The sequence below is a fragment of the Allofournierella sp. genome (genome assembly GCF_017889395.1).
GTDB lineage: Bacteria > Bacillota > Clostridia > Oscillospirales > Ruminococcaceae > Allofournierella.
The window spans coordinates 1-16,533 of record NZ_JAGHKE010000054.1 but is presented as its reverse complement, the minus strand read 5'-3'; the positions used below and the strand labels follow the sequence as shown (position 1 = coordinate 16,533).

Annotated in this window: 17 protein-coding genes, 3 tRNA genes and 1 pseudogene; 6 read left to right on the top strand and 15 right to left on the bottom strand. The window is 59.4% G+C overall.

The window, feature by feature from the left end; genetic code table 11:
* Nucleotides 1-221 precede the first annotated feature (221 nt).
* From J7G73_RS08105 to J7G73_RS08095, 3 genes and pseudogenes are all read right to left on the bottom strand, one after another.
* Nucleotides 222-425: a helix-turn-helix transcriptional regulator gene (locus J7G73_RS08105; protein ID WP_291245881.1), complete on the bottom strand. Its 204-nt coding sequence runs from the start codon at nt 423-425 to the stop codon at nt 222-224.
* A 3-nt stretch (nt 426-428) separates the two neighbouring features.
* Nucleotides 429-605: pseudogene (locus J7G73_RS08100) on the bottom strand (helix-turn-helix domain-containing protein); the annotation flags it as partial.
* Nucleotides 606-669: 64 nt separating this feature from the next.
* Complete coding sequence (locus J7G73_RS08095; RefSeq protein WP_291243901.1) at nt 670-876, bottom strand: helix-turn-helix transcriptional regulator; 207 nt, start codon at nt 874-876, stop codon at nt 670-672.
* Between the two features lie 92 nt (nt 877-968).
* Between J7G73_RS08095 and J7G73_RS08090 the strand changes: the two genes are divergently transcribed.
* A complete protein-coding gene (locus J7G73_RS08090) occupies nt 969-1,130 on the top strand; it encodes a hypothetical protein (RefSeq protein ID WP_164496657.1) in 162 nt (53 codons plus the stop codon).
* A 50-nt stretch (nt 1,131-1,180) separates the two neighbouring features.
* Here the strand turns inward: J7G73_RS08090 and J7G73_RS08085 are convergent.
* Nucleotides 1,181-1,270, bottom strand: a tRNA-Ser gene (locus tag J7G73_RS08085).
* A gap of 92 nt (nt 1,271-1,362) precedes the next feature.
* Nucleotides 1,363-2,451: a M24 family metallopeptidase gene (locus tag J7G73_RS08080; protein WP_367113966.1), complete on the bottom strand. Its 1,089-nt coding sequence runs from the start codon at nt 2,449-2,451 to the stop codon at nt 1,363-1,365.
* Nucleotides 2,452-2,666: 215 nt separating this feature from the next.
* On the opposite strand from J7G73_RS08080, the gene J7G73_RS08075 reads away from it, so the two are divergent.
* Nucleotides 2,667-3,578, top strand: coding sequence for a CorA family divalent cation transporter (locus J7G73_RS08075; protein WP_291245880.1), 912 nt, complete (start codon nt 2,667-2,669; stop codon nt 3,576-3,578).
* Between the two features lie 60 nt (nt 3,579-3,638).
* Here J7G73_RS08075 and add read toward each other — a convergent pair whose 3' ends face one another.
* Nucleotides 3,639-4,634 carry an adenosine deaminase gene (gene add, locus J7G73_RS08070; protein WP_291245879.1) on the bottom strand — a complete coding sequence of 332 codons (996 nt, stop codon included), beginning with the start codon at nt 4,632-4,634 and terminating at the stop codon, nt 3,639-3,641.
* Nucleotides 4,635-4,896: 262 nt separating this feature from the next.
* Between add and J7G73_RS08065 the strand changes: the two genes are divergently transcribed.
* Complete coding sequence (locus J7G73_RS08065) at nt 4,897-6,096, top strand: NAD(P)-dependent oxidoreductase (RefSeq protein ID WP_291245878.1); 1,200 nt, start codon at nt 4,897-4,899, stop codon at nt 6,094-6,096.
* Nucleotides 6,097-6,233: 137 nt separating this feature from the next.
* Here the strand turns inward: J7G73_RS08065 and J7G73_RS08060 are convergent, their stop codons facing one another.
* Nucleotides 6,234-7,466, bottom strand: coding sequence for a glycerate kinase (locus J7G73_RS08060; RefSeq protein ID WP_291245877.1), 1,233 nt, complete (start codon nt 7,464-7,466; stop codon nt 6,234-6,236).
* 116 nt (nt 7,467-7,582) lie between these two features.
* Nucleotides 7,583-7,668: transfer RNA gene (locus J7G73_RS08055), tRNA-Tyr, on the bottom strand.
* A 243-nt stretch (nt 7,669-7,911) separates the two neighbouring features.
* On the opposite strand from J7G73_RS08055, the gene J7G73_RS08050 reads away from it, so the two are divergent.
* On the top strand, nt 7,912-9,282 hold the full coding sequence (locus J7G73_RS08050) for a citrate/2-methylcitrate synthase (protein WP_291245876.1): 1,371 nt from the start codon (nt 7,912-7,914) through the stop codon (nt 9,280-9,282).
* Between the two features lie 86 nt (nt 9,283-9,368).
* Here J7G73_RS08050 and J7G73_RS08045 read toward each other — a convergent pair whose 3' ends face one another.
* Both J7G73_RS08045 and J7G73_RS08040 read right to left on the bottom strand, forming a co-directional pair.
* Nucleotides 9,369-9,947, bottom strand: a complete 579-nt coding sequence (locus tag J7G73_RS08045) for a hypothetical protein (protein WP_291245875.1) — start codon at nt 9,945-9,947, stop codon at nt 9,369-9,371.
* A 113-nt stretch (nt 9,948-10,060) separates the two neighbouring features.
* Nucleotides 10,061-10,279: a hypothetical protein gene (locus tag J7G73_RS08040; protein WP_291245874.1), complete on the bottom strand. Its 219-nt coding sequence runs from the start codon at nt 10,277-10,279 to the stop codon at nt 10,061-10,063.
* A gap of 59 nt (nt 10,280-10,338) precedes the next feature.
* On the opposite strand from J7G73_RS08040, the gene J7G73_RS08035 reads away from it, so the two are divergent.
* The gene (locus J7G73_RS08035) at nt 10,339-11,007 is read left to right on the top strand and encodes a hypothetical protein (protein WP_291245873.1); all 669 of its coding nucleotides are present in this window, start codon (nt 10,339-10,341) and stop codon (nt 11,005-11,007) included.
* A gap of 139 nt (nt 11,008-11,146) precedes the next feature.
* On the opposite strand, the gene kduI is transcribed toward J7G73_RS08035, so the two are convergent.
* The 4 genes from kduI to J7G73_RS08015 form a co-directional block, all read right to left on the bottom strand.
* Nucleotides 11,147-11,989: a 5-dehydro-4-deoxy-D-glucuronate isomerase gene (gene kduI / locus J7G73_RS08030; RefSeq protein ID WP_087294277.1), complete on the bottom strand. Its 843-nt coding sequence runs from the start codon at nt 11,987-11,989 to the stop codon at nt 11,147-11,149.
* Between the two features lie 69 nt (nt 11,990-12,058).
* Nucleotides 12,059-13,087, bottom strand: a complete 1,029-nt coding sequence (locus J7G73_RS08025) for a sugar kinase (RefSeq protein WP_087294280.1) — start codon at nt 13,085-13,087, stop codon at nt 12,059-12,061.
* A 24-nt stretch (nt 13,088-13,111) separates the two neighbouring features.
* Nucleotides 13,112-14,068 carry a bifunctional 4-hydroxy-2-oxoglutarate aldolase/2-dehydro-3-deoxy-phosphogluconate aldolase gene (locus tag J7G73_RS08020; protein WP_087294282.1) on the bottom strand — a complete coding sequence of 319 codons (957 nt, stop codon included), beginning with the start codon at nt 14,066-14,068 and terminating at the stop codon, nt 13,112-13,114.
* Between the two features lie 119 nt (nt 14,069-14,187).
* The gene (locus tag J7G73_RS08015; protein WP_087294285.1) at nt 14,188-14,979 is read right to left on the bottom strand and encodes a gluconate 5-dehydrogenase; all 792 of its coding nucleotides are present in this window, start codon (nt 14,977-14,979) and stop codon (nt 14,188-14,190) included.
* 425 nt (nt 14,980-15,404) lie between these two features.
* Here J7G73_RS08015 and J7G73_RS08010 point away from each other — a divergent pair, with 425 nt between their 5' ends.
* On the top strand, nt 15,405-16,103 hold the full coding sequence (locus J7G73_RS08010; RefSeq protein WP_087294287.1) for a GntR family transcriptional regulator: 699 nt from the start codon (nt 15,405-15,407) through the stop codon (nt 16,101-16,103).
* Between the two features lie 331 nt (nt 16,104-16,434).
* Here J7G73_RS08010 and J7G73_RS08005 read toward each other — a convergent pair.
* Nucleotides 16,435-16,510 (bottom strand) — tRNA-Lys (locus tag J7G73_RS08005).
* Between the last annotated feature and the right edge of the window lie 23 nt (nt 16,511-16,533).

Here is a 16,533-nt window from a genome sequence, read left to right as displayed (position 1 = left end):
TGCTGGTGCTGGAATTCTTCATCGACTTCACCGTCTCGGGCAGCTACCGGCCCTTCTGGTCGCTCATCGCCTTCGGCGCCTGCCTGGCCCTGATCGCCCCGCTGCTGGTGGTGCGTCTGCGCCCCGGCCTGCGCAGCGAGGTGCGCCGCCGGTTCCATTTCTGATTTTTGGAATAAGCAAACAGCGGCACGGAGCATGGCTCCGTGCCGCTGTTTTTTGATTCATTTTTGCACATCGCTTCGGCCGACCAGATAGTCCAGCGACACATGGTAAAAGTCCGCCAGTTTGATGGCCAGCCCCAGAGGCAGCTCCCATTCTCCCCGCTCGTATTTTGAATAGAGCGACTGGTCACACAAAAGCATCTGCGCCACCTGCGTTTGTGTCAGGTCGGCATCCTCTCGAAGATCACGCAAACGATTTCTCACTCGTCAGTTCATCTCTTTTCGGTCTGTCCTGCCCAGAATGTAGTCCACGCTCACCTGATAGAAATCCGCCAGCGCACAGAGCACATGGGGCGGAACCATCCGCTGCCCGTTTTCGTAATAGGCATAGGTCCGCTGGGGCACATTGATTGCCCGGCCTACCTGCGCCTGGGTCAGGTCACGACCCTCCCGAAGGTCTCAGATTCTTTGATATCGTTCCATTGTAAATCGGCCACAATTGTATCTCTTAAATAGGATTTCTCCGGTCGCTGATGCCCAAAATATAATCGGTGCTGGTCTTATAAAAACCAGCCAGCTTTATAAGCACCTGTGTGGGAATATCATTCTCGCCGGTCTCATATTTTGAGTATCCCGTCTGGGACATTCCCAGAAATTTTGCCACCTGAGTCTGATTCAAGTCAGCATCCTCTCTTAGGTCCCTCAATCTGTTCATGGTCTTCACCTCGAACAGAGTATTGCATAACCTGAAACAGAGTATTTACTTTTAACCTGTTACAGGTTAAAATGCTTATGGAGAGTGATTCTATGCCGGACTATAAAGAACTGTATCTGACCCTGTTTGATGCCACCGAAAAAGCAATTCGCGAATTGATTGCCGCCCAGCAAAAGTGCGAGGAGCTGTGCCTGCGCACGCCCTTGCAGGAGCCGGTCCTGCTGCCCTTCCCCCAGGAGCCGGAGGAGAAATAACCGAAAGCATACAAAAGGAAAAGCCCGCAGGAAGATTCCTGCGGGCTTTTTGGCGGAGAGTTAGGGATTCGAACCCTAGGTCGGTTTTACCCGACACGAAATTTCGAGTTTCGCACCTTCGACCACTCGGACAACTCTCCAGATTGGATTTGCATCGTCTATTATAGCAAAATCCCGGCGGCGCGTCAATTTGAAATTTTGCGCGCCGCCGGGATTTTTTCTCTTTTTGCTTTTAGCCGATCAGGCTCCAGTGCTTGTCCACCTGGTTGAGCACCTCGCAGCCGTCGGCGGTCACCAGCACCAGGTCCTCCACCCGCACGCCGAATTCGCCCGGCAGGTAAACGCCCGGCTCGATGGAGAAGATCATGCCCTCCTCGGCCACCAGCTTGCTTGTGCTGCTCACGTCGCCCTGCTCGTGGTCGGTCTGGCCGATGAAATGCCCCAGCCGGTGGGTGAAGTATTCCCCGTAGCCCTCGGCGGCGATCAGATCCCGGGCGGCGGCATCCAGCTCGCTCAGCTTCACGCCCGGCTTCACCAGCGCCTCGGCGGCCTCGTTGGCCCGGCGCACCAGATCATGGATGGCGGCATACTTCGGGTTCGCCTCTTTGCAGAAGTAGGTGCGGGTCATGTCCGAGCAGTAGCGCTGCTTTTTGCCGCCGATGTCCAGCACGATGCAATCCCCGGCCTTCAGGCGGGTCTCATCCGGCATGTGGTGGGGATCCGCCGCGTTAGCCCCGAAAGAGACGATGGGCGCAAAGGACACATCCTCGCAGCCCAGTTCCTTATACTGGGCCAGAACGAAGGCCTCGCCCTCCTTCTCGGTCATACCCTCCTTCAAAAAAGCCACGGTGCGGCGCATCACCTCGTCGTTCAGACGGGAGTTCATGCGCATCAGCTCCCGTTCGGCCTCATCCTTGCAGGCGCGGGCGTCGTCCACGCAGTCCGAGGCCAGGCGGCACTCCATGCCCGGGCAGGCGGCCATCAGGGGCAGCAGGAACCGGGCGGGCCATTCCTTGTCGATGCCCAGGGGTTTTGTCTTATCCACCCGGGCGGCGATCATTCCCACGCCGTCGTCGGTGTCGGTCATCCACACCGCCTCACAGGGAGGATTCGGCACATGGAACAGCCGGTTCAAAAACAGCACGCTGCCCTCTTTGCGCAGATACAGCGCGAACAGCCGCTCGTAGGGCTCCACGTCCACCCCGGTCAGGTACCAGACGCTCTTGGGATCGCTCACGATCATCTGCTCCAGCCCCTGGGCCTCCATCGCGCCCAGCACCCGCTCCCGGCGGGCCTTCCAAACCTCTTCCATGGTTTTCATTGCCTCCTTGCATTTGCAGCCCTCCGGGCCGCTTTCCAAATCATTATCTCCATCATAATCACCGGGCGGGCCGCTGTCAACGCCTGCGCTTTGCCCCGCCGGGCAGAGCGTGTTATAATAGATCATAAGCCAACACCGCACGATTCACGGCAAACGCCTCAGACGGAGCATCCCGCCGGAATGCTGCGGCATTGCTCAAAAGGAGGCGCTGTGTTATGCCTTATTATCAACTGTCCGCCCCGCTGCAGCCCCTGATCGCGCCGCCTGCTGTGTGGGACCGGGTGCTGGCGGTGCTCACGCCGGAGGCGGCTGCTTGCGCACCTCTGCCCGAGCAGCTGAAGCCCCCTGCCCATTTTGCCCAGCCGGACCAGCTGCGCTACTGCCGGGTGGACTTCGACGCCGGGCGCATTCTGGGCGCGCTGCACATTCCCGCCCGGGCCAAACAGCCCGCCAAAAGTCTTGCCTTCGTGTGGGAGGGCTCCAACGTCCTTCTGCTGGCCTCGGAGGAGACCGGCACGGCGCTTTTGTCCCAGGTGCTGGCCATGCGCCCCCACGATCAGGGCGGCGCGGGGGATTTTCTGGTGGATCTGCTCACCGCCCTGATTCAGGACGGCCTGCCCTACATCCAGCAGCTGGAGGAGCGGGCCGCCCAGCTGGAGCAGGAGATTCTGGCCGGTCGTACCGACCGGTTCATTCACCGGATGAGCGCGCTGCGCAAGGAGCTGAACCGGTGCAACCGGTTTTACGCCCAGCTGAACGACCTGGCGGACACCCTTCTGGAAAACGCCGAGGACCTGCTGGGGCCGGAAAGCGTCCAGCGCATGGGCCACTTTGGCCGCCGGGTGGAGAGCCTGCGGGCGGAAAGCCAGATGCTGCGGGAATACGCCAGCCAGATCGCCAGCGAATACCAGGCCCAGATCGACATCGGGCAGAACCGGATCATGAAGGTGCTCACGGTGGTGACCACCCTCTGCCTGCCCCTTTCGCTGATCGCCGGATGGTACGGCATGAACTTTGCCCATATGCCCGAGCTGCAATGGGCCTATGGCTACCCGGCGGTGATTCTGGTCAGCGCCGGAATTCTGCTGGGCAGCCTGTGGTATTTCCACAAAAAGAATTTCTGGTAATTCCGGAACACGCACAAGAGGTGCCGGCCCCTTCGGGCCCGCACCCCTGTTTTATGTGGTTCATTCCTGCCCCTTGGCCCACAGCGTTTCCAGCCGGGCCATTAGGGTTTTCTTTTCCGCCTCACTCACAAAGGCGCTTTCCAAAGCGGTTCGGTCCATGCGGTAAAACTCCTCATCGGTAAAACCGAACCGCTCCGCCAGCACCCGGTGCTCGGTGGCCAGGGTGGTGGCCGAGACAGTGGGGTTATCCGTATTCACGGTCACCCGCAGCCCTGCCTGCTGGAATTTGCGGATGGGATGCTCCGCCGGGTCCGCCACCGCACGGGTCTGCACGTTGCTGGTGAAGCAGCATTCCAGCGCCGCGCCGCTCTCCCGCAGCCGGTCCATGCACTCCCGGGAGCGGATGGCCGCGGTGCCGTGGCCGATGCGTCTTGCCCCGAAGGAGAGGGCGGTGAGGATGTTCTCCCAGCTGCCGCACTCCCCCGCATGGATGGTGAAGGGGATGCCCTCCGCCTTTGCCCGGGCAAACAGAGGCCGGTACTGCTCCATGGGCACCATGCCCTCGGCCCCGGCAATGTCCACCCCCACAACGCCCTGGCCCAGATACCGCCGGGCGGCCTCCAGGGTGGCTGCATGGTCCTTGTCGCCGCCCACCATGAAACAGAGCAGCAGGCCGATGCCGATCTCCGGGTGCTCCTTGCGAGCGGCCCGGATGCCCCGCAGCACCGCCTCCACCGCCTGCTGCTGGGTCAGGCCTTTCGTGCAATGGCTGGCGGGCGCAAAACGCAGCTCGGCATATACCAGACCCTGCTGCGCCAGACGGCAGACCAGATCAAAGGCGCAGCGCTCCAGCGCATCGGCGTACTGCAGGACCCGCAGCGGGATATCGAAGCATTTCAAATAATCCACCAGATTCTCGCACAGCGGCTTTGCGGCCAGCGCCCCGGCCAGGTCCTCCGGCACTTTTTGTCCCTGTTTTATCAGGCACTCCCGTGCAAAGGCCTCGGTCAGCGCCCCGTCCAGATGCAGATGCAGCTCCACTCGTCCCGGATACATTCGTTCTCCCGTCCCTTCTCATTTTGTTTCAGCCCGCCCGGTGCCGGCACAGGCCTGTTTTTTTGCCTATTATACCACAGGGATATTCCCCGCTGCCAGCGCCCGGGCTTTTATTTTATTGCACATTCCCTCACCCCATCCGTGCAGCTTTGGCGGCTTTGCGTGCCCCGGCTGTACGGCTGATCCATTGCCCGCCGCACCCCAGCTTTTGCCGGGGTGCTTTTCCACTTTCTGATACCAAACAATAAGGAGGACCCCCATTATGGCCATTCATGTGGTAAACGAAGCCCGGCGCTGCCTGAACTGCAAGGTACCCCAGTGCCGCACCGGCTGCCCCATCAACACCCCCATTCCGGACATGATCCAGCTGTTTCTGAACAGCCAGCTGGATGCCGCCGGCCAGATGCTGTTTGAAAACAACCCCTTAAGCGTTGTCTGCTCGCTGGTGTGCGACCACGAAAAGCAGTGCGAGGGCCACTGCGTGCTGGGCCGTAAAAGCGCCCCGGTTCACATCTCCAGCATCGAGAACTACATCTCGGACAGCTACCTGGACCGGATGAAGATCCAGCGCGAGGCAAACAAGGGCAAGCGGGCGGCCATCATCGGTAGCGGCCCCGCGGGCATCACCATCTCGGTGCTGCTGGCCCAGAAGGGCTACGACGTGACCCTGTTTGAAAGCCGGGAGAAGATCGGCGGCGTGCTGCGCTACGGCATCCCCGCCTTCCGGCTGCCCAAGTCGGTGCTGGACCGCTACAAGGACCAGCTGATTAAGCTGGGGGTAAAGATCCGGCCCAACACCGCCATCGGCGGTGCCCTCACGGTGGACGACCTGCAGCGGGACGGCTACCAGGCCATCTTCATCGGCACCGGTGTATGGCGGCCCAAAAAGCTGGGCATCCCTGGCGAGAGCCTGGGCCATGTGCACTTCGCCATCGACTATCTGGTGAACCCGGATGTATACGAGCTGGGCAGCGAGGTGGCGGTGATCGGCGCGGGCAACTCGGCCATGGATGTGGCCCGCACCGCCCTGCGCAAGGGAGCAAAGCATGTGACCATCCTCTGCCGGGCCGACAAGCCCGCCGCCAGTGTGCGTGAGGTGGACTACGCCCTGGCCGACGGGGTGGAATTTGTCTACGGCATCCACAGTGAGCGCATCACCGATCAGGGCGTGGAATACCGGCAGGCCACCTTCGATGAAAACGGCCAGGTCATCGAGATGAGCGAGCCCGCGCTCTTTTTTGCCGACAGCGTGATCATCGCGGTAAGCCAGGGCCCCAAGGACAAGATCGTGAACACCACCAATCACGGTCTTCTGGCCACCGACGAGACCGGCCACACCAGCCGCCCGGGCATCTTCGCCAGCGGCGACGTGGTGCTGGGCGCCCGCACCGTGGTGGAAGCGGTGAAGTATTCCAAGACCGTAGCCGCCGCCATGGACGAATACCTGCAGAGTCTGGGCTGAGTCCCGTGCCGCACACAGCGGCCCTTCCGCAGCTTTACAAAACCCAAAACAAAGAACGCCCCGGCCTGAGCCGGGGCGTTCTTTGTTGAAAAGATAAAAGGAAGGGACAAGACCCTTTGCCCGCCTGTACGCCCGGTTCAGCGCACCAGCACCAGAGCCACATCGTTCACATTGGTGCCGGTGGGCCCGGTCACGATCAGCCCGCCGGTTTTTTGCAGGGCATGATAGGCGTCGTTGTTTTCCAGCACCTGGTGAATGGTCAGTCCCTCGGCCAGCAGCGCGGCCCGGGTGCTTCCGTCCACATAGCCGCCCGCGGCATCGGTGGGGCCGTCGGTGCCGTCGCTGCCCACGCTGAACACCGCCGCATTCTTCATGCCCGCGATGCCCTCGGCAGCGGCCAGGGCAAGCTCCTGGTTGCGGCCGCCTTTGCCCTTACCAGTCAGCTTCACCACCGTTTCGCCCCCGGCGATAAAGGCCATGGGGTGCTCGGGGTGGGCGTGGGTCCTGGCGATGGAGGCCAGAAAGCTCCCGGCTTCCCTGGCCTGACAGCATAACCGGTCGGTGAGGAGCACCGGCTCATACCCCAGCTGGCGGCAGACCCGGGCAGCGGCGGCGCACAGCTGACGCACACTGCCGGTGATCTGTGTCTCCACATTATCCAGCTGCTTGGGGGTTTCCTGTTTGAGGCATTCCAGAGCCGCGCCGCTCAGGGTCAAACGGTACTTCTCCACCACCGCCAGCGCCTGGGCGCAGGTGGAGGAATCCGGGCAGGCGGGGCCGGAGGCGATCATATCCAGCGGGTCACCCAGAATGTCGCTGAGCACCACCGCAAATACCCTGGCCGGTGCGCACAGCCGGGCAAAGCGCCCGCCCTTCACCGCGCTCAGCCGCTTGCGCAGGGTGTTCATCTCCACGATGTCCGCCCCGCAGGCCAGCAGCTGACCGGTGATGTCCTGCAGCTCTTCGCCGCTCACCAGCGGCTTTTCAAACAGGGCGCTGCCGCCGCCGGAAAGCAGAAACAGCACGGTGTCACCCTCGCCCGCGTCCTTTACCAGGTCCAGCGCGGCCTGGGTGGCGGCAAAGGAATTCTCATCCGGCACCGGGTGGCCTGCCTCGTAACAGGTGCAGCGGGGAATGGGGCCTTTTACGTGGCCGTATTTGGTCACCACCACACCGGCACAAAGCCTGTCGCCCAGCCGGGCCGCGGCGGCACCGGCCATCTGCCAGGCCGCCTTTCCCGCCGCCACCAGCAGCACCCGGCCGGAAAACACCCGGCCGCTCAACGCGCGGTGTACCGCCTCGTCCGGCAGAACCGCCTGGATGGACCGCTCGATGATGGTATTCGCATCGCTGCGCAAGCTGCTGTTCATAACACATTCCTCGCTTTTCGATCGTATCAATGCCCACCGTCTGTGGTGCTGCAGGAAAAACTTGAATTCGGCAAAGCAAAAAGCCTTGCAGAATCAAGTTCTGCAAGGCTTTTTGTTGGTGGGAGCGGGTGGATTCGAACCACCGAAGCAAAAATGCAACAGATTTACAGTCTGCCCCCATTGGCCGCTCGGGAACACTCCCACATATCAGTTATTTACTTTTGCCTCATCGCTGAGTGCTTGATTATTATACCAAGCGTTTTCGGAAAAATCAACCCCTTTTTTAAAAAAATTCAAAAAAATTTTTCACGCCCATTTTGGGGCCTTTTTTCGGGGCTATTTTCTTCGGTCTGTTCAGCACGCTACTTTTATGCTATACTAAATAAATAGGGTTTCGCCCTGCCTGCACGGCGGCCCCCACCCCACGCAAAGGAGGCACACTGCCATGGCTGAAATTTCCGAATATTCCCGCGTCACTCCCGCCATCGAGCGGCTGGCACAGGTCTGCCTGGCCAACAGCCAGATCAACCGGGACGACTACATCCGCTACAATGTCAAGCGCGGCCTGCGCGACCTGGACGGCACCGGCGTGCTGGCCGGTCTCACCGAGATCAGCGAGATCATCAGCAGCAAGACGGTGAACGGCGAACCGCAGCCCTGCCCGGGCGAGCTGTATTACCGGGGCTACTCCATCCAGCAGCTCACCGACGGCTTTCTGCGCGACGGCCGCTTCGGCTTCGAGGAGACGGCCTATCTGCTCATGTTCGGCCAGTTGCCGGACGCTGCCCAGCTGGAGCAGTTCAACCGCCAACTTGCTTTTTACCGCAGCCTGCCCACCAACTTTGTGCGGGATGTGATCCTGAAGGCCCCCAGCGCGGACATGATGAACACCCTGGCCCGGTGCGTACTCACCATGGCCAGCTACGACGAGCGGCCGGACGACATCAGCCTGCCCAACGTGATCCGTCAGTGCATCGACATGATCGCCATCTTCCCGCTGATCGCGGTCTACGGCTACCAGGCCTATAATTACTATTTAAACGGGAAGAGCCTTTACATCCACACTCCCCGGCCCGAGCTTTCCACCGCGGAAAACATCCTCACCCTGCTCCGGCCGGACGGCCAGTACACGCCGCTGGAGGCCCGCATTCTGGATCTGTGCCTGGTGCTGCACGCCGAACACGGCGGCGGCAACAACTCCACCTTCACCACCCACGTGGTCACCAGCTCCGGCACCGACACCTACAGCTGCATGGCGGCGGCGCTGGCCAGCCTGAAGGGTCCCCGCCACGGCGGCGCGAACATCAAGGTGGTGCGCATGTTCGAGGACATGGAGGCCAATCTCACCGACTGGGAAGACGAGGACGCCATCAAGGATTATCTGGCTGGTCTTTTGGCGGGCGAGCGGTTCGACAAAAGCGGCCTGATCTACGGCATGGGCCACGCGGTCTACTCGGTCAGCGACCCCCGCGCCCAGATCCTGCGCGGCTTTGTGGAGCGGTTGAGCGACGAAAAGGGCCTGCACAGGGAATACGCCCTGTATGCGGCGGTGGAGCGGCTGGCTCCCCAGGTCATTGCCCAAAAGCGCCGCATCTACAAGGGTGTTTCCGCCAACGTGGACTTCTACAGCGGCTTTGTATACCGGATGCTGGGCCTGCCCACCGAGCTGTTCACCCCGCTGTTCGCTATGGGCCGTGTGGCGGGCTGGAGCGCCCACCGCATGGAGGAGCTGATCAACATGGGCAAGATCATCCGCCCGGCCTACCTGGCGGTGCAGCCCCGCCGGGAATACATTCCGTTGGAAAACCGTCAGTAAATCGATCCGCCCCCGTTCCCTGAATTCAGGGAACGGGGGTGGATTTCTTTTTGCCGTTTACAGCTGCTCCATGGGGATTTCCATAATCATGGCGGTGCCCCATTCCTTTTTGCTGATGATGCGCAGCGTACCGCCCTGCTCATACATCCGGATTCGGGCATAGATATTGTGCAGGCCGATGCCGGTGGACGCGCGCACCTTGCCCGCCTGGGGCGCCCGCTCTCCGGTGACCATCTGATGGAATCAGGGATGGCGATGAAGGCCTGACGCAGCATGAACACGAAGTACACGTCCACCGCGGCGGGCAGCACCAGGGACCACATGGTGTTCAGGATGCCCAGCTCCTTGAACAGCATGTAGCGGGGCATGATCATCACGTCGCTGGGGATCATCAGACCGGCCAGCAGCACCAGGGTGCACACGGTCATGACAACGGTGTTCATATACCACTGGCCAAAATCAAAGTAGGGGTTCGCGAATACGGTTTTCATGTTCTGCAGCGTGAAGTGTTCCGGAATCAGCTGCAGGGGAGTGCGCAGCACTTCACCGGTGGGCTTGAAGGCCGAGGAAACCGTAAACAGAAACGGATAGATGCAAATGAGACCAAAGAGGAACAATACAATCGTAATGACCCACTTTGTGACGATGCCTTTTTTCTTGGTCATAAGATTACCCTTCCTTTCCGGCTTAGTAGTTCACCCATTTTTTCTGACCGCGCCACTGGATCAGGGTAATGGCCATGGCCAGGGCGATTACTCGTTTCATGTTCGTCTTCCTCCTAAATCTGTTTCATAAAAGCGGGCCTTGCGGGCCGCTCTCTCTGTTGCAAACCCATAATAACAAAGCTTTTGCCGCTCTTAAATAGGCAGAATTTTGCTTTTTTATCGGCTTTTTTTCCGGCAAAAATCGCCGATGCGGCAAAAAGCAACCACACAACCGATCGGGCGTATCCGGAACAAAATTCCCCCATAAAGTACAAATCCTGCCGATTGCGCATCTTCTTTCCCCCTGGCTATAATGGAGCCAACCCATACCCAAGGAAAGGAATCCCTGCCCATGGACCGAATTCACCAGGCGGTTTCCGTTGTGCCCTCGCCCCGGCAGCTTGCCTGGCAGCAGATGGGATTTTACGCCTTTGCTCATTTTGGAATGAACACCTTCACCGGCCGGGAATGGGGCGACAGCGCCTGCGGCGAAGGCAAAAACGGCAAAACCCAGGCATACGACTGGGAAGGCTATTACCAAATCATCCGCCGCGCCCAGCCAAACGCGGTGATCAGCGTGTGCGGGCCGGATGTGCGCTGGTGCGGCAACGAGGCCGGAGCCTGCCGCCCGTCCGAATGGAGCGTGGTCCCCGCCGCGCTGCGCAGTGCCGAGCGCACCGCCGCCCATTCCCAGCAGGCGGACGACGCAGAATTCTCCCGCCGGGTCACCTCCACCGACGAGGACCTGGGCAGCCGGGCGGAATCCGTCGCCGGTCTGTGCGCTGGCAGAGGGCGCCGCAGTGGGCGCGGGAGTGGCGTTGGTGCCGGATCCGCCCTGCCCGCCTTCGGAGGGTTTATTCTCCGGCTTCGGGGTGGGCGTGGGGGTGGTGGGATCGGGACTGGGCGTGGGGTTCGGCTTGCATCGTCACTTTTTGCAGTATTTTTCGAAAAATCAGCACTGTTTTCAGCAGTTCATTCTAAAAAAATCCAGTTTTTCAACTCTTCTTCCAGCGCTCCCTGAAATACCCGCCTGCGGCCGTGCCCATTTGCGGGCAAAACAAAAAGCCTGCTCCGGTGTGTGGGAGCAGGCTTTTTTGCAAGCGATATTCCGCCGAAGGGGCTGGCAGAATATGCCGGCGAACAGATTGAGGATGCGAAGCTTACTTCAGGTCGGTGGTGGCCAGCACGTCCATGTCATCGAATTCCATGTTCTCGCCGCCCATGGCCCAGATGAAGGTGTAGTTGCCGGTGCCTACGCCGCTGTGAATGCTCCAGGAGGGGCTGATCACAGCGTCGAAGTTCTGCATCACGATGTGACGGGTCTCGGTGGGCTCGCCCATCATGTGGAATACGACCTGATTCTCGGGGATCTCGAAGTAGGTGTAGATCTCCATGCGGCGCTCGTGGGTGTGGCTGGGCATGGTGTTCCAGTTGCTGCCCGGCTCCAGAGCGGTCATGCCCATGGACAGCTGGCAGGTCTTCAGCACGCTGGGGTGGATGAACTGGTTGATCACGCGCTTGTTGCAGCCTTCCACGGTGCCCAGAGGACGCTTGGCAGCCTCTTCGATGGTGATCAGCTTGTTCTCGTAGGCGCAGTGCGCGGGAGCGCTGACCATGAAGAACTTGGCAGGATTGGAGGCATCGTCACTGGAGAAGTGAACTTCCTTGTTGCCCTGGGTCAGGTACAGGCAGTCCTTGTAGTTCATGTGGTAGGAAACGCCGTCGGCCACAACGGTGCCGGCGCCGCCCAGGTTGAAGATACCGATCTCACGGCGCTCCAGGAAGAACTTGGTGCCAAAGTTGGCCCATACATCGATGCCCTTGTCAATGGACACTGCTTCCTGAACAGGCATGCAGCCCAGGGTGACCATACGGTCAACATGGCTGTAAACAGCAACAACCTCATCGGCCTTGTACAGACCGGTGATCAGGAACTCGTTGCGGGTTTCTTCGGTGGTGTAGCGCTTGAAGTCGCGCTGATTGCAAGAGTAACGAATATCCATTTTTATATCCTCTTTTCCTATGTGCCGGTCCGGTTTGTGCGGGCCGGCATAGTGATCGTTGGGATGGACTTAGCGCTGGATACGGCCGGAACCGTCGCCGCCAGCCAGCTTCTCTACCTCAGCCAGGGTAACCATGTTGTAGTCGCCCTCGATGGAGTGCTTCAGAGCGGAAGCAGCCACAGCGAACTCAACCGCAGCCTGGGTATCCTTGCCGGTGATCAGGCTGTAGATCAGGCCGCCGCCGAAGCTGTCGCCGCCGCCCACGCGGTCGATGATGTGCAGGTTGTACTTCTTGGAGAAGCAGTACTCGTCCTTCTCCACGTTGTACAGCATGGCGCTCCAGCCGTTGTCGAAGGCAGAGTGGCTCTCACGCAGGGTGATGGCAACCATCTTGAAGCCAAACTTGTCAGCCAGCTGACGGGCAACGCTCTTGTAGCCCTCGTGGTTGATCTCACCGGCGTAGATGTCGGTGTTCTCAGCCTCGATGCCGAATACGTCCTTGGCATCCTCCTCGTTGGAGATGCAAACGTCCACGTACTGGCACAGCTCGGTCATGGCAGCGCGGGCCTGCTCACGGGTCCACAGCTTGCCGCGGTAGTTCAGGTCGCAGGAAACGGTGATGTTCCGCTCCTTGGCAGCCTTGCAGGCAGCCTTGCAGATCTCAACCAGGTTCTCACCCAGCGCCGGGGTGATGCCGGTGAAGTGGAACCATTCCACACCCTCGAAGATGCTGTTCCAGTCGAAGTCGGCGGGATCAGCAGTCTGGATGGCGGAATGAGCACGGTCGTAGATGCAAACGCTGCCGCGCTGAGAAGCACCCTTCTCGTTGAAGTAGATGCCAACACGCTCGCCGCCGCGAACGATCTTGCTGGTGTCCACACCGTAGCGGCGCAGGCTGTTCACAGCAGCCTGACCGATGGAGTGGGTGGGCAGCTTGGTCACGAAGGCAGCATCCAGGCCGTAGTTGGCCAGGGAAACGGCCACGTTGGCCTCGCCGCCGCCGAAGGTGAACTCCACGTGATCGCACTGTACGAAACGCTCGTAGTTATAGGGCTGCAGGCGCAGCATCAGCTCGCCAAAGGTAACAACTTTTGCCATAATATTTTTTCCTCCAGGTTTTGGTTATTTCTGCAGCAGATGGATGGCGAAGCCGCCGATCTCCTGCTCCAGGTATACAACAGTCATACGACCGTTCTTGTATTTTGCGGTCTCCATGTTCAGGGTGTAGCCCTTCTTCACCAGCTCAGCAGCGGCGATCTCCACGCTGTTGGTGCGGATGGCCAGGTGACCCTGCTTGCCCAGGTAGGGCTGCTTCATCACTTCGATCTCGGAAGAGGAGAAGATGGAGCTGTTGCCGGCCTTGGCAGCGAAGCCGAAGGCATTCTCGAACTGCTCGGCCACCTCAGCGGCGACGGACTCGTCCGCGGAGTTGATGCCCACGTGAGCGATCTCGAAGCCCAGCACAGCCTGGCGGGCCTCAGCGCACAGCTGAGTGATCTTCTCGAAGTTGCCCGCGGCGATCTGGTCCTTGGGGCAAACCCAGCTGCCGCCCACGGCATGGATGAAGGGAGCGCGGATGAACTCACCCACGTTCTGGGCATTCACGCCGCCGGTGGGCATGAACTTCACGCCCACGAAGGGAGCGGACAGGTTCTTCAGAGCGTTCAGGCCGCCGTATACATTGGCGGGGAAGAACTTGATGACCTTCAGGCCCTTTTCCAGAGCAGCGGTGATCTCGGTGGGAGTCACGCAGCCGGGAGCCACGGGCACATCATGCTCGATGCAGTAGTCCACGACCTTCTCGTTGAAGCCGGGAGACACGATGAACTTGGCGCCCATCTCGATGGCGGTCTTGCACTGCTCCAGGTTCAGAACAGTGCCTGCGCCCACCAGCATGTCGGGGCAGTTCTCGGCCACAGCCTTGATGGAATCGGCAGCAGCAGCGGTGCGGAAGGTGATCTCCATCACATCGATGCCGCCGGCAACCATGGCGTTCGCGGTGGGGACAGCGTCCTTGGCATCCTCCAGCACAACAACAGGCACAACACCCGCGTTGGCAAAGCGTTCCATAACAGTCATTGCTTATAAGCCTCCATGTACGATTGTTTATGAGAATACCGCACAATTCCGGCAGGGACAGAGCCTTGCCGGAACCGTGCAATATTTATGAATGGCAGAATTCAGCGCAAAGCACAGACTCAGGGCTGCTTGCCGATGTAAGCCAGGATGCCGCCGTCCACATACAGGATGTGGCCGTTCACAAAGTTGGAAGCATCGGAAGCCAGGAACACGGCGGGGCCGGCCAGGTCTTCGGCTTCGCCCCAGCGGGCAGCGGGGGTCTTGGCGATGATGAACTGATCGAAGGGATGGCGGCTGCCGTCCGGCTGAATCTCACGCAGAGGAGCGGTCTGGGGAGTGGCGATGTAGCCGGGGCCGATGCCGTTGCACTGGATGTTGGCCTCGCCGTACTCGCTGGCGATGTTCTTGGTCAGCATCTTCAGGCCGCCCTTGGCAGCAGCGTAGGCGGAAACGGTCTCGCGGCCCAGCTCGCTCATCATGGAGCAGATGTTGATGATCTTGCCGTGACCCTTCTTGATCATGGAGGGGATCACAGCCTTGGATACGATGAAAGGAGCGTTCAGGTCCACGTCGATCACCTGACGGAACTCGGCAGCGCTCATGTCGCACATGGGGATGCGCTTGATGATGCCGGCGTTGTTGACCAGAATGTCGATCACGCCAACTTCTTCCTCGATCTTGGCCACCAGGGCATTCACAGCCTCTTCATTGGTGACATCGCATACATAGCCGTGGGCCTCGATGCCGGCCTCACGATAAGCAGCCAGGCCCTTGTCCACCAGTTCCTGCTTGATGTCGTTGAAAACGATGGTGGCACCTGCCTCGCTCAGAGCGCGGGCGATGGCAAAGCCGATTCCGTAAGAAGCGCCGGTTACCAGGGCAATCTTGCCCTCCAGAGAAAACATGTTCATTTCAATCACTCCTAAATAATCTCAAAAACCCGAAGCCTACATGTATACATGCTAAGACCCAATCCGGCTCCCGCGAAAGGAATCTGAAGGCTGATCCGGTGTCTTGTATACAAGCTGATTCTATCACGCTCTTTCGAAGAATGCAACAGACTCTTTTGAGATTCCCTATTTTTGTTGTTATGGCTTATAAAATCGGCTGTCATTTGTGCAGTTCGCCCTATTTTTTGTCATTATCGCAGCAAATCGCCAAATTGTTAAAAAAAATGTATACATACCCTTCAAGATGGTTGCTGTTTGCTGCATTATCGCGTATAATTCAAGAAGATGGCGGAACTATGTATCCATTGGTCCGGCAAAATGCCTTCCGCCGCCCGGTTACCGGTGCGGAGCGCGCTTTGTTGTTGGAAGAAAAGGAGCTTTTGCATATGAGTGTGCCTCCAAACACAAAGGAAATCTATCAGATCCTGGAATCGGAGATTGTGTCGCTGAAGATCGCCCCCGGCGAAGTACTCACCGAGAACAGCCTGTGTGAGCGGTTTCAGGTTTCCCGCACCCCGATTCGCAGTGTTCTGCAGCGCCTGCAGGAAAACAAGTTTGTGGAGATCATCCCCCACAAGAGCACCACGGTTACCCGGATCAATCTGGACATTGCGACTCAGCTGATCTATGAACGGGTGGCCATTGAAAGCATGGTCTTCCGGGACTTTGTGCGCACCGCATCGCCCACGGCGGTGGAACAGGTGCGGGATCTGCTGCATCGGATGGAAACGCTGGCGGAAGCCTCCCATCACCTGGAGGAATTCGACAGCTATGCCTTTCTGGCCGCCGACCACGACATGCACGAGTTCTGGTTTTTGTTCTGCGGCAAGGACATGCTATGGAAGCGGATCATCCGCCCTCACCCGGACTATTCCCGTCTGATGCGAATGGACGTGACCGGGGCGAAGAATGTGCCTGATGTGCTCCATGATCATCAGCTTATGATGCAGATGATCGACGACCATTCCGAAGCCGGCATCGAGGAACTGATGGTACGCCATATGTACGGCAACGTGCGCCGTCTGGGCAGCAAGCTGTTTTCCGGCGAATACAAAAAATATCTTCAGCCCGTTCCGAATGAGTGACCGTTTTACCCAAACAGGGAGGAGTTCTCCTTTTCCTTGCACCTTCACTGACACAAAAAGCCTGCCTCGGCCGCAACCGAAGCAGGCTTTTTTCTATCCCCTTTCATCCATTCGGAGGGAAATGTGCCAAAATAAGCGAGCCTCTTTCAGGCCGCCCCCTTTTGGTGCACTTCCAGACGAAGGCGTCAAGAAAAACATGCCGGTGGCATGTTTTTTAGCCTGAGAGTCCCTGCCAGCTGAACCGGAGCGCCATCGGCGCGAACGGTGAAGCCGCCCCCGCAGGGGGGGGGAAGTGCAACAAAAAAGACAGGACGTTTGTCCTGTCTTTTTGTGGTGCACTTCCAGGGACTCGAACCCTGGGCCCGCTGATTAAGAGTCAGCTGCTCTACCAACTGAGCTAGAAGTGCATGCATATTAAGTTTCTGGTTCT